The organism is Polaromonas sp. CF318 (genome assembly GCF_000282655.1).
GTDB lineage: Bacteria > Pseudomonadota > Gammaproteobacteria > Burkholderiales > Burkholderiaceae_C > Polaromonas.
Genome location: NZ_AKIV01000151.1, coordinates 1 through 13,381, shown reverse-complemented (window position 1 = coordinate 13,381; position 13,381 = coordinate 1). Strand labels below are relative to the sequence as shown.

The window sequence follows — 13,381 nt, the reverse complement described above, 5'->3', positions numbered from 1 at the left end:
CCCCGGCCAACCGCCCTCAGCAAGAGAACCGAGGAGATAAGGAGAACAAGGACGCGCCCGCCGGAGCAAGACCCGGCAACCTACCTCACCCCATCCGCCTTGAACATAGCCTTAATCCCCCTCACCGCCTGGCGGATGCGAGCCTCATTCTCAATCAGCGCAAACCGGACGTAATCATCGCCGTGGTCGCCAAAGCCGATCCCCGGCGACACACACACCTTGGCCTTGTCGAGCAGCTGTTTGGCGAACTCCAGCGAGCCCAGCTTGCGGTAGGCCTCGGGGATGCGCGCCCAGATGTACATCGACGCCTTGGGGCAGTCCACCGGCCAGCCGGCTTCGATGAGGCCCTTGTAGAGCACGTCGCGCCTGGCCTGGTACTGGGCGGCGATGTCTTTCACGCATTGCTGGTCGCCCTCGAGCGCGGCGATGGCGGCCACCTGCAGCGGGGTGAAGGTACCGTAGTCGTGGTAGCTCTTGATGCGTGCCAGCGCCGCCACCAGGTCGGGGTTGCCGACCATAAAACCCACGCGCCAGCCCGCCATGTTGTAGCTCTTGGACAGCGTGAAGAACTCCACCGCGATGTCCTTGGCGCCCGGCACCTGCATGATGGACGGCGCCTTCCAGCCGTCGAACACGATGTCGGCATAGGCCAGGTCGTGCACCACAAAGATGTCGTGCTTGCGCGCCAGCGCGATGACCTTCTCGAAGAACTCCAGCTCCACGCACTGCGCCGTCGGGTTCGACGGAAAACCCAGCACCATCATCTTGGGTTTGGGGTAGCTGCCGCGTATGGCTTTTTCGAGCTCGGCAAAAAAGTCCGTGTCCGGCGTCAGCGGCACCGAGCGTATGTCGGCCCCGGCGATCACCGCGCCGTAAATATGAATCGGGTAGCTCGGGTCCGGCACCAGCACGGTGTCGCCGCGGTCCAGCGTGGCCAGCATCAAATGGGCCAGGCCCTCCTTGGAGCCTATGGTCACGATGGCCTCGCTGTCCGGGTCTATCGCCACCTGGTAGCGGCTCTGGTACCAGTGCGCGATGGCGCGCCGCAAGCGCGGTATGCCCTTGCTGGCCGAGTAGCCGTGGGTGTCGGGCCGCTGCGCGACCTCGACCAGCTTGGCCACGATGTGCGCCGGCGTCGCCCCGTCGGGGTTGCCCATGCTCATGTCGATGATGTCTTCACCGCGCCGGCGCGCCGCGAGTTTCAGCTCGGCCGTGATGTTGAAGACGTAGGGGGGAAGGCGGTCAATGCGCGCAAAGCGGCGCTTGCCTGGGGAAGCGGACATAGGAAGAACTTTCACGTAAGCGCCCGGAACCGTCCGAGCGACGTGGCCGGCAATGGGGCCGGCCCGAAAGCATCCTAACCGAAAAGCTGCGCCAGAAAAATAGGCCAGGGCATTTACGCCCTCACACATGACTCGGCGACCGCTGCGATTCTGCGTTCGCAGCTGGGGGAAGAGTCATTCATATCCGCAGATTTCGCAGATTTACGCAGATGAAGATTTTCATGAAGGATGTGACACCATTGGGCAATATGGCGACAGGAGCTCCAGCTCCAGGCACAAAAAATCGTGTCTTTAATCTGCGTAAATCTGCGTAAATCTGCGGATAAATATCCCCGCATCAGCACCCATAAAAAAGCCCAGGCAAACCGGGCTTTGAATCAAAGCAGGGACCAGCCGATTCAGATCGCCACCAGCTGCCGCACCCCGTGGGCTTCCATGTCCTTGCCCTGCCCGCGCGCGATGAACTCGCCGCGCTCCATCACCAGGTAGTCGTCGGCCAGTTCCTGCGCGAAGTCGTAGTACTGCTCCACCAGCAGGATGGCCATGTCGCCGCGGTCGGCCAGCATGCGTATCACGCGGCCTATGTCCTTGATGATGCTGGGTTGTATGCCCTCGGTCGGCTCGTCCAGGATCAGCAGCTTGGGCTTGGCCGCCAGCGCGCGCGCAATCGCCAGCTGCTGCTGCTGCCCGCCCGACAGGTCGCCGCCGCGCCGGCCCAGCATCTGCTTGAGCACCGGAAACAGCTCATACAGCTCGGCCGGGATCGGCGTCGCGGCACTCTTGTAGGCCAGTCCCATGCGCAGGTTCTCTTCCACCGTCAGCCGCGCGAAGATTTCGCGGCCTTGGGGGACGAAGCCTATGCCTGCCCTCGCCCGTTCATAGGGCGTACTGGCCTGGATTTGTTTGCCGTCGAATTCAATGGTGCCGGTCTTGATGGGCACCAGGCCCATGAGCGATTTGAGCAACGTGGTCTTGCCCACACCGTTGCGGCCCAGCAGCACCGTGACCTTGCCGAGGTGGGCGTCCAGGCTCACGTCGCGCAGGATGTGGGAGCCGCCATAGTATTGGTTGATGTTTTTGACGTTCAGCATGATGTGTCCTCAACGCCCCAGGTAGACCTCTATCACCCGCTCATCCGCCTGCACCTGGTCCAAAGTGCCCTGTGCCAAAACAGCCCCATCACACAGCACCGTGACGACCTCCGAAATCGTCTTGATAAAACTCATGTCGTGCTCCACCACCATCAGGGAGTGCTGGCCCTTGAGCGTCAAAAACAGCTCCGCCGTGCGGGCGGTTTCTTCATCCGTCATGCCGGCGACCGGTTCGTCGAGCAACAACAGCTTGGGGTCCTGCATCAGCAGCATGCCGATTTCCAGCCACTGCTTTTGCCCGTGGCTCAGGTTGCCGGCCAGGCGGCCCACGCTGTCGGCCAGGTGAATCGTCACCAGGATTTCGGCCAGGCGGTCGCTCTGGGCGGAGTCCAGCCTGAAGAACATCGAGTGCTTCACGCCCTTGTTGGTCTTCAGGGCCAGTTCCAGGTTTTCAAACACGGTGAGCTGCTCGAACACCGTGGGCTTCTGGAACTTGCGGCCTATGCCCAGCTGGGCGATCTCGGCTTCCTTGTGGCGCAGCAGATCAATCGTGCTGCCGAAAAACACCGTGCCTTCGTCGGGCCGGGTCTTGCCGGTGATGATGTCCATCATCGTCGTCTTGCCGGCACCGTTGGGGCCTATGATGCAGCGCAGCTCGCCGGGCGCGATGTCCAGGCTCAGCTTGTTGATGGCCTTGAAGCCGTCAAAACTCACGCTCACGTCTTCGAGGTACAGAATGCGGCCGTGGGTGACGTCCACCTCGCCGGCGGGGTGGGCCACGCGGCTGCCGCTGGCGCTGCGGCCGCCGGATTCGGTATTGGCCTTGCCGGCTTGCAGCGCGGCCAGGCGCTCTTCAACGCGGCGCGCGCCTTGCTCCAACAGGTCGGGGGTCATTTGGCACCGCCTTTGCGCAGCTTCTTCACCAGGCCCACCACCCCATCGGGCAGGAACAGCGTGACGCTGATAAACAGCAGGCCCAGAAAGTACAGCCAGAACTCGGGATAAGCGACAGTCAGCCAGCTCTTGGCGCCGTTGACGATAAAGGCGCCGACGATCGGGCCCATGAGACTCGCACGGCCGCCAACCGCCGCCCAGATGGCGATTTCAATCGAGTTGGCCGGGCTCATCTCGCTGGGGTTGATGATGCCGACCTGCGGCACGTACAGCGCGCCGGCCACGCCGCACATGATGGCCGAGATCACCCAGATCGTGAGCTTGTAGCCCAGCGGGTTGTAGCCCGAGAACATCACCCGCGTCTCCGCATCGCGTATGGCCTGCAACACCCGGCCGAACTTGCTGCCCACCAGCCATTTGGCGAATAAAAAGAAGCCCAGCAGCGTCAGCCCCGTCAGCACAAACAGCACCATGCGCATCGAAGGCGTGGCCAGCGGGATGTTCAAAATGCGCTTGAAATCGGTAAAGCCGTTGTTGCCGCCAAAGCCCGTCTCATTGCGGAAGAACAGCAGCATGGCCGCAAAGGTCATGGCCTGGGTGATGATGGAGAAATACACACCCTTGATGCGCGAGCGGAACGCAAAAAAGCCAAACACAAAAGCCACCAGCCCGGGCACCGCCACGATCAAAATCAAAGTGGCCACAAAGCTGTCGCTCAGGGCCCAATGCCAGGGCAGCACCTTCCAGTCCAGGAAGACCATAAAGTCCGGCAAATCGCTTTTGTAATTGCCGTCGCGGCCAATCTGGCGCATCAGATACATGCCCATGGTGTAGCCGCCCAGCGCAAAGAACACGCCGTGCCCCAGCGAGAGGATGCCGGTGTAGCCCCAGATCAAATCCATGGCCAGCGCGCAGATCGCGTAGCACATGATCTTGCCCAGCAACGCCACCGCATAGGTGCTCATGTGGAAGACGCTGCCCTCGGGCACCCAGAGGTTGAGCACGGGGGCGATGGCGCAGACGGCGATCAGCGCCATCATGAAAGCGCTCCAGCCGCCGCGCGTCAGCAGCGGGCCTTTGGCGGGAAGTTGCACGCGGGAGGCCGCAGTGTTGGGAGTTGCCATGGGGGTGCTCATGTTCAAGCCTCCGCCGAGCGGCCCTTCATCGCGAAGATGCCCTGCGGCCGCTTCTGGATGAAGATGATGATGAAGACCAGCACGGCGATCTTGGCCAGCACGGCGCCCGTCCAGCCTTCGAGGAATTTATTGAGGATACCCAGGCCCATCGCGGCGTACACGGTGCCGGCCAGCTGGCCCACGCCGCCCAGCACCACCACCATGAAGGAATCGACGATATAGCCCTGGCCCAGGTCAGGCCCCACATTGCCGACCTGGCTCAGCGCGCAGCCGGCCAGGCCCGCGATGCCGGAGCCCAGCGCGAAGGCGTAGGTGTCGACACGCGCGGTGTTCACGCCCATACAAGAGGCAATCGGCCGGTTCTGCGTGACGCCGCGCACAAACAGGCCCAGGCGCGTGCGGCTGATCAGCCAGGCCACGCCCAGCAGCACCGCCACGGCAAACACAATGATGATCAGCCGGTTGTAGGGCAGCGAAAGGTTGCCCAGCACCTGCACGCCGCCGCTCATCCACACCGGGTTTTCCACCCCGACGTTTTGCGCGCCGAAGATGGAGCGCACCAGCTGCTGCAGCATCAGGCTGATGCCCCAGGTGGCCAGCAGGGTCTCCAGCGGCCGGCCGTAGAGGAAGCGGATCACCCCGCGCTCCAGCGCCGCGCCCATCAGCGCCGAAGCCATAAAAGCCACAGGCACCGCGGCCAGCAAATACCAGTCAAACAGGCCCGGAAAGTACTTCTGAAACACGCCTTGCACCACATAGGTGGCATAAGCGCCGATCATCATGAGCTCGCCATGGGCCATGTTGATCACGCCCATCAGGCCGTAAGTGATCGCCAACCCCAGTGCCACCAGCAGCAAGATGCTGCCCAGGCTGATGCCGCTGAAAATCGCGCCCAGCTTGTTGCCCCATTCGAGCGAAGCCTCGACCTTGGCCAGCGCCGCCTGCAGGGCGACCTTGACGTCCGCATCGGCCTCGGTGCCCAGGCGCTCTATCAGCACGGTCTTGGTCGCAGGGTTTTTGCTGCCGGCCAGCTGCGCGGCCGCCGCCAGGCGCTTGGCCTTGTCGCTGCTGCCCAGCAGGATGGCCGCGCGCATCAACTCCAGCTGGTTTTTGAGTTCGGGCACGGTCTCGGCCGCATAGGCTTTTTCGATCAGCGGCAGGCGGGCCTCGTCGTTGTCCCCGCCCAGGGTCTTGATCGCATCGCGCCGCTGCTTCTCGTCTTTGGAAAAGAGCTTCAGCGCCGCCAGCGCATTGTCGATCTCGCTGCGCATCAAATTGGGGTTGATCACGTCCTCGGCATCGGCCGGCAGCGGTGTCTCGGCACCCGTGACCGGGTCGTAAGCCTTGTCGTCCTTCACGACATAGACCTTGTCGCCCTTGGTCTTGACCGCGTCGTCGGCCAGCGCCTGGATAAAGGCCGCCGTTTTCTCATCCGCCACCGCGGCCGCCTTGGCCAGGGCCTCCACCCGCGCCTCCGTCTCGCCAATGGCCATGCCCTTGACCTCGTCGACGGTCAAGGCGTGGGTGTGGGCTGCGGCAAAGAGCGTGAGTAAGGAGAAAAGTAAATGGCGTAGCAGCATGGAAAAAGAACCTGTAGGTTGGGCGCGCACCAGCTTATCGGTGGGGCGCCCAGACTGCAACTTCCTTGTGGGGCGCCGGTTCAAGGCAAAGAGCAAGAACCGGGCCCAAGACACCCAAAGGTGTCAAGATTGGAAGAAGCGTAGCGAGCGAGCCGAGGTGGGGTTCGAGGAGCGGAACCGTACACCCGTACGGTGAGCACCACAGAGCCCCAGATCGGTTCGCGCAGTAGCTTCTTACTTCTTGACAGGCTCGTCAGGCTTCGAAGCATTCCCCTCAATGTACGGAGACCACGGCTTGGCCTTCACAGGGCCAGGCGTCTTCCACACCACATTGAACTGGCCGTCGGCCTTGATCTCGCCGATAAACACCGACTTGTGCAAGTGGTGGTTCTTCTCGTCCATCTTCGACACGATGCCGGAAGGCGCGTTGAAGGTCTGGCCGGCCATGGCGGCGATCACCTTGTCGGTGTCGGTGGACTTGGCCTTTTCAACAGCCTGCTTCCACATATTGATGCCGATGTAGGTGGCTTCCATCGGGTCGTTCGTCAGAGGCTTGTCGGAGCCCGGGAGCTTCTTGGCCTTGGCGTAAGCAGACCACTTCTTGATGAACTCGGTGTTGGCCGGGCTCTTGATGGACTGGAAGTAGTTCCAGGCGGCCAGGTGGCCGACCAGGGGCTTGGTGTCCACGCCGCGCAGCTCTTCTTCACCGACCGAGAAGGCCACCACGGGCACGTCCTTGGCCTTGAGGCCGGCATTGCCCAGCTCTTTGTAGAAAGGCACGTTGGAGTCGCCGTTGATGGTCGACACCACGGCCGTCTTGCCGCCTTGCGAGAACTTCTTCACGTCAGCCACGATGGTCTGGTAATCGCTGTGGCCGAAGGGGGTGTATTTCTCGTCGATGTCCTTGTCGGCCACGCCCTTGCTCTTCAAATAAGCGCGCAGGATCTTGTTGGTGGTGCGGGGATACACATAGTCAGTGCCCAGCAGCACCCAGCGCTTGGCGCCGCCACCGGCCTTGCTCATCAAATAATCGACGGCAGGAATCGCCTGCTGGTTGGGCGCCGCGCCCGTGTAGAACACATTCTTGGACAGCTCTTCACCCTCGTACTGCACGGGGTAGAACAGCAAACCATTCATTTCTTCCACAACCGGCAGCACCGACTTGCGCGACACAGACGTCCAGCAGCCGAAAATCACGGCGACCTTGTCCTGGCCCAGCAGCTGCTTGGTCTTTTCAGCAAAGAGGGGCCAGTTGGAGGCCGGGTCCACCACCACGGGCTCGAGCTTTTTGCCCATCACGCCGCCCTTGGCATTGATCTCTTCGATCGCCATCAGCACCGTGTCCTTGAGCGTGGTTTCAGAGATGGCCATGGTGCCCGACAGGCTGTGCAGCACGCCGACCTTGATGGTGTCTTGCGCAAAAGCGGCAGGGAAAGCGCCCAGGCCGGCCAGCGCGACGGCGGCGGTCATGGCCTTGAGGGTGAAGCGACGTTGAGTTGTCATGGTGAATCCTCTCTCCGGTAGATAGGTATAGGGACGTAGGTAGGGACTAAAAAATCGCATCTCGCTGCGGAAAAGCCAGGCAAAACAAGGCTTTAGGGCAACGATGAGTGGATTCTGGGGACCGGAGGGGGATTGGGGAATACGCCGGGTGGCGTATGTGGGGGGCTACTTGGAGCGTCTCGCATCCACTGGCTTACGGAATCTAAGGCTCCTTTTTTGGCTTTGCAATCTTTGGCTGGTAACTCGCGATATGTAGCAACTGATAGTCAGTGTTCGCTTCCGGCATCTGCAGACCGCAGTCATTCGGGTCGTTGAGAAAGACGGAATTCGACTAGTGCCAAGCCCATCGACTCGCCTACCGCTTGCTCACGGGGCGCAACGCGAGTTCGCCTTGCTTCCATTTTCCAGAACAACGGGCTGATTGCAACACCTCCGAAAGTTGGCCATAGGCAGGATGATCCAGTAGCAGTAGAAATTCAAGATATCTATTGAGTGCAATACGTGACAATCTTTCCGAGTCATCGCCACAAACCAGTGCAAACATCTCCTTAACGGCGAGGTCATTGTCGGCTCGCAATGAGAAGACGCCTGCTTGCTCAGCGTCACCTCCCAACATCCATCGGGTGTATCCCTTTTCGTCCTCCAGTGACGGCATGTCCGCAGCCCAGCGACGCACCTCTGAAGCGTCGGGTTGAAGACGGAGTATCTTTGGCACTCGACCATCAGAGTCAGTCAACACGGTGGCGCCCTCTCCTCCCGCTAGTACACCCCAAACCGAGAGGCGATTGACATATGCGCCTAACAGATTGGAGCCCTCAACAACCGCACCCTGTAGTTCCGTTTCCGCCATGAAAACCGCCTGCATCTGCGCTCCCCTCAAGTCAGCTCCTTGCAGCGCCGCATGATCTATGTACGAACCAGCCAAACGAGCGTTAGCCAAGCTGGCCCCTCGCAAATTCGTGTTTGGGAAGTAGGAGCCATCCAGATTCGCCAAATCAAATCGAGCACCTTGCAATTGAGCCGACCCCATGACAGAGCCGCTGAGCTGCGCGTATGAAAAATTAGCACCCTGTAAGTGAGCGTGCTGCGCCCAGAGTCTTGGCAATACTTGATACGGCACGGAAAGATATCTCAATGATCTCCCCCGTAGATCCAACGACATACCACGCCCCTCGAACTCAGTCTCCCATCTCTTTCCACCGATGAGTTCAGACTGCAATTTCATCCTGGCAACGTCAGGCCTGAATAACACGTCAGTCTTGTCAATTGCAATTCGCGGCAACAAACCGAATAGGTCGTTCACTTGAGTTCGATCATCTGGAATCTCCATCAGCACTGGAGCAGCATATCTGCGCAAGAAAGATGCATCCCAGTCTCGAACGAATACATCCCAACACACCAGAACTTTGAGCATCACGACAAAGAGACACACACCCCAGAGCACTGAGTAATACGAATCGGGGCCTGCCGAAAATGGCGCGTTGAAAAACTGAATGACACCTCGAACTCTCAAAAAACGAGAAGCGGTGTCCCCAGAAGGATCTCCGCCTTTAGTGGTAATGACAAATGCAGCTCGAGCTTTTGACACAAAGTAGACATCGATCCACAAAGCCAACAAGTGCATACAAAGAACTGCACCGCTCTGATAGTCCGCGAAGCGCCACATCAAAAGCACGATCAGCAGAGGCGCCGAGTAAAAACACAAAAAACTGTTAATGGCTTTTACCCAGGGAAAGAACGACGTAGATCCACCCAGTGACGCAAAGTCAAATATGAAAGGATTAATCCGCGATGTCGGTACCAAACCGCTCCAAGAGCGACGCCACGCCATGAGCTTTACATGGTGATTGGTGAGGTTTTGCAGAAAATTGAAATGTAGCGAAAGGATGAAGTATGGAGCTACAACATAGAAACCTGGCAACGGAACTATCAGGTCAATAAGTGGCAGCTTCAAACCCTGATCCACCAATAGCAGCTGCCGGTCCGTGGTCGATAAAACAACGGCGGCTACATAAACCACCAACAGAAGGTACGCGAATAAGAATTGCCGCATCTTGTCGGATGACGAGCGAACGATGGCTTCCAGCGCCTCTCGATGGTCACTCGCGCCAATGCGTGCCGGCCGAGGGCGAATACGGCCGATCATGCTGCAGTTCCAGACTGCTGCGAACGGAGACGTTCAAGATTGGAGGCGGTTGTTACGGCTTTCTCCTGAAAACTTTTGGCCAGCAGCCGCTTAATCTGCCTGAAGTTGTTCTCCTCAAACGAGTCGTATCGTAGATTTCGGGGAAGCTTGGCGGTAGTAATACGAACAAGACTCCAATGAGCTGCAGGACGAGAAGGCAAATCTTCACCGCATTCAACAACAATGCATTGGATGTATGCACCACTAACATATGCCGAGAAGAATCGATGCGTCCCATCAATCACGACAAGCGTGCCACCGGGCCTTCTCTCCACGACGGGCCAAACTGAATACCACGGCGTGCCAGTGATGTGGTAGCCCTCCTTGGTTGCGGCGCTTTCATACAGCTTCTGAACGCGTTCTATGCGATCGAGCTTAAATGTCTCGACATAAGAGGAAGCTGGAAGCACTTTCGACGCCGGAAGTTCCTCGAATGTTATGGACGATGATTGATACTGACTTAATCGAAGTAATGATGTTTTAATTTCATCAAGGCCCAGCGGACGCAATATGGGCGTGTATACAGGGCACTTACGCGACGCGGTCCAAAGAAAACTAAACGACTGATGAAGGTGTGCGAGCAAGTGTGGTGAGTTGGACTCGGTGAATGAGATTGGCGAAGAGGCGTGCTCCTTCTCAACGATGAGTGCCTCACCGTAGCCAAGCGCACCATCAACGACGGTCGCTCTTAGGGGCTGATTCTCGCTGACGACACCAACTGCCACACCTATCCTACCCGCGTACTCCAAAGCATCAGGATCAGCAGCATGAGTAACAAGCGAGATCCTTACGCTGCGAATTGAAGCCATTAAAAGGTAAGGCGCTAGGTCTTCCAGCCAAGATATATCCCCCGCAAAAATCTCAACTGTGGATCTGGCTTTCTCGATCAATCGACCAGTCCTAGCTAGGTTAGCGTGTCTTTTCTTTGACTGCCTCCACGTCTCGTTCTGGACCGCCGTGTCCTGAGCGTGCTTTCCCTCCGAAGTATCAATCTGAGCTCGGTAGTCTCTGATCGCTTTTTCGCCTGCCAACGCCAATTTAGCTACTTCGCTAGGTGTGAGATGAAAGTCAGCAGTATCTACATTTCCACAATCAATCTCAATGTCACGAACATCCAGATGCATTGATCGAGCCACGTTAGTTCTGGCATCGATCAAGCTGCCAATCTGCCCGATCAACTTCTTCAAGGGTGTCTGAAATCGTCGAGGCCGTGTGATTGCTACGTTACTGCTCCGCAGGCGAAAGGCCAACGTGTGCAAGTCGACTTGGCTATTGAGCTCCTGAATCAAGAACTCAGGAGCGTTTTCAATAAGGCCACCATCTATGTAGCTATAAGGAGGCGAAGCCACGGGAGCAAAGACAAATGGCAGGGTGCATGACGCCCTGACGGCAAATGCAACACTTTCCTCCGGAGTACGCAGAGTGCTCCATATTCGAGCTTTTCCGTTCTGCGCATCGTAGGCCAAGATTGCTAGTGGTCGAGGTAAATGTTTGAATAGCACCGGGCTTGGGCAATCAAGAGCCGCCTTCAGTTGGAACTCGATCCAATGCTGAATTCCTTCACTTGAACTAAGGCCTTTGGCGAAAATCCGCAGCTTAAGATCAGCCAAGAATCTCCTGAAGAAGCCTCCTCGTCCAGTTTTCAAAATATCCAATAACGACACCGCCAGCAACTCGGAGATCTTTCCTGGAGTGAGGCCTGCGGCCACAAGGGTGGCTGCGATGGCACCGGCCGAGACACCACACGCCCCTTCAATACGAATGCCAAAGTCCGCGCAAGCTTTGATGACGCCGGCGTAAGCCATCCCCTTAGCCCCACCTCCCTCGAACAGGGCAAAAACATATTGTGTTTTTTTCATCATCACTCCCATTCTCTGACTATGAGTAGATGATATTCCTAGGATAGATGGACGCCATGAGCATTCCGACTTTGCGCGTCTGCGCTGACAACGAAATAGTAGGTTCGAACAGATCCACCCTCAACTTCTACATGGAGGCCATAGCACTTCTCCTTCAATCAGAGGATGGGTTTCTACGTATATCCGTCTCGCTAGTAAATCTTGGGGCTTAGTTCACTACGTACGGCAATTGGTTTGGTGGCGAGAGACAATCGCCCTAGCAACTCGGATACTGGAGGTAGCGGCGCCTACATTGCTCATTCGCACTTCCTCCATTACATTTTGGAAGGATTTATCGAGGAAGAACAATGCGCATCGGTACTACGAATCAGGGGATGAATATCCCGGGCAGTTCCGAGGGACCCATGGCTATCACGAACTACAAGCATCCAATAGCTCACCGCTCATCTGGAGGGAAAAGTTATGCTGAAAGTCTTTCTAAGCTATGCAAGTGAGGACCGAAGTCTCGTCGAACCGTTTTACAACCGGCTACTCAGTGACGGCTTTGACCCCTGGATTGATTTCAAGAAGTTACTGCCCGGTCAAAATTGGGCTTTAGAAATTGAGCGCGCCTTCACGGACGCAAATGTAGTGATCCTCTTTTTGAGCCCTAGAAGCGTGACTAAGCGAGGATTTGTTCAACGAGAAGCTAATGATGCGATGGAGAAGTTGCGTTACAAGCTTCCTGGTGACATCTATGCGATTCCTCTGTTACTCGAGTCTTGCGAAGTACCAAGTCACATTTCTGATCGCATCCAGCACATCGACCTTCGACACACCGACGCCTGGATTAAGGTGCGCGCATCTCTCAATCTCGCAGCCGAGCAACAAAAAATTGAGTTGCGCGATGGAGTAGAAGCAGGGCCATTCAGAATTTACACCGATAAGATCGAGGAAACATACGAGGCCGATCACTCTCACCAAATCTTCATTCTTGCGCCTCGTTTTGAATCCGCACTCCTAGAGACTCAAGCAAAGGAATTAACCGTAATCTTTGCTGGTCGAACGGCGAAACTAGTTGCGGAATTTAGATCCCAGTCTTGGGACAGTGGCGCTAGTTCAGATCACTACAAGGGTAGCGATGATCTTAACGACAGCTATGGCATAGCATTTGTTAACGCGAAAATGCTCAGTTTGTCTTTTTCAAATCACAGTTTCTTTGCTGGCGCGGCCCATGGAAACACTTTTTTCCGCACCTACAATTTCGCACTTCTACCGCATCTATCGCTTCTGGGGCTCCCACTTTTTTTCTCAAACTTATCAGTTGGATTGCAAAAATTCAGTCAGCTTTGCCTTAGCGAATTGGAAAAAGAATTTAAAGCCAGAGTAGGTTCCGATGCTGATGACTCGGACCGGGAGTGGATGAGGCGAGGGGCTGGACCAAAATGGGAAAACTTCAGAGCATTCACATTTGATCGAACTAAGTTCACCGTCCTTTTTCCCCCATATCAGGTATCCGCATATGCGCTAGGAACGTGGGGCATTGACATTCCATACGATGACCTACTGGACGTGTTAATCCCCGATGGTCCGCATACTCTCACTAGATCTGAATGATTGAAAATCAGCAACAGACGATGCACCGAAGCATGCCGCAGGAATCGGTTACCCAATCCTAGACGGAACGTCACCCCTGCGTTATCGACTGCATCCCAAGACCCGCGAGATCGCACGCACGCAACAGATCAGGCATAAGCCTGTACAGCCCAAGCAAAAACCCTCACCCCCGCAGCGCAGCCACCAGCCACTCCTCAAACAACCGAATACTCCGCTGCTCCCGCCGCTGCGGCGGGGAAGTCAAGAAATAACCA

At 57.2% G+C, this 13,381-nt stretch carries 9 protein-coding genes; 1 reads left to right on the top strand and 8 read right to left on the bottom strand.

The window, feature by feature from the left end; all coding sequences use genetic code 11:
* Window positions 1-80 precede the first annotated feature (80 nt).
* From alaC to PMI15_RS24555, 8 genes are all read right to left on the bottom strand, one after another.
* Window positions 81-1,283 (bottom strand): alanine transaminase, encoded by a 1,203-nt coding sequence (gene alaC / locus PMI15_RS23555; protein WP_007874992.1) that lies wholly within the window; start codon window positions 1,281-1,283, stop codon window positions 81-83.
* Window positions 1,284-1,681: 398 nt separating this feature from the next.
* Window positions 1,682-2,374 (bottom strand): urea ABC transporter ATP-binding subunit UrtE, encoded by a 693-nt coding sequence (urtE, locus tag PMI15_RS23550; protein ID WP_007874991.1) that lies wholly within the window; start codon window positions 2,372-2,374, stop codon window positions 1,682-1,684.
* Window positions 2,375-2,383: 9 nt separating this feature from the next.
* On the bottom strand, window positions 2,384-3,268 hold the full coding sequence (gene urtD, locus PMI15_RS23545) for an urea ABC transporter ATP-binding protein UrtD (RefSeq protein WP_007874990.1): 885 nt from the start codon (window positions 3,266-3,268) through the stop codon (window positions 2,384-2,386).
* Window positions 3,265-4,392 (bottom strand): urea ABC transporter permease subunit UrtC, encoded by a 1,128-nt coding sequence (gene urtC, locus PMI15_RS23540; RefSeq protein ID WP_036840963.1) that lies wholly within the window; start codon window positions 4,390-4,392, stop codon window positions 3,265-3,267. Before urtC ends, urtD begins: the two co-directional genes overlap by 4 nt.
* A 14-nt stretch (window positions 4,393-4,406) precedes the next feature.
* Window positions 4,407-5,984, bottom strand: coding sequence for an urea ABC transporter permease subunit UrtB (urtB, locus tag PMI15_RS23535; protein ID WP_007874983.1), 1,578 nt, complete (start codon window positions 5,982-5,984; stop codon window positions 4,407-4,409).
* 234 nt (window positions 5,985-6,218) lie between these two features.
* Window positions 6,219-7,487, bottom strand: a complete 1,269-nt coding sequence (urtA, locus tag PMI15_RS23530) for an urea ABC transporter substrate-binding protein (RefSeq protein ID WP_007874981.1) — start codon at window positions 7,485-7,487, stop codon at window positions 6,219-6,221.
* Window positions 7,488-7,842: 355 nt separating this feature from the next.
* A complete protein-coding gene (locus tag PMI15_RS24200) occupies window positions 7,843-9,633 on the bottom strand; it encodes a pentapeptide repeat-containing protein (RefSeq protein ID WP_007874980.1) in 1,791 nt (596 codons plus the stop codon).
* A complete protein-coding gene (locus PMI15_RS24555; protein ID WP_007874978.1) occupies window positions 9,630-11,531 on the bottom strand; it encodes a patatin-like phospholipase family protein in 1,902 nt (633 codons plus the stop codon). Before PMI15_RS24555 ends, PMI15_RS24200 begins: the two co-directional genes overlap by 4 nt.
* Window positions 11,532-11,993: 462 nt before the next feature.
* Here PMI15_RS24555 and PMI15_RS24550 point away from each other — a divergent pair, with 462 nt between their 5' ends.
* Window positions 11,994-13,127: a TIR domain-containing protein gene (locus PMI15_RS24550; RefSeq protein ID WP_007874976.1), complete on the top strand. Its 1,134-nt coding sequence runs from the start codon at window positions 11,994-11,996 to the stop codon at window positions 13,125-13,127.
* Window positions 13,128-13,381 lie beyond the last annotated feature (254 nt).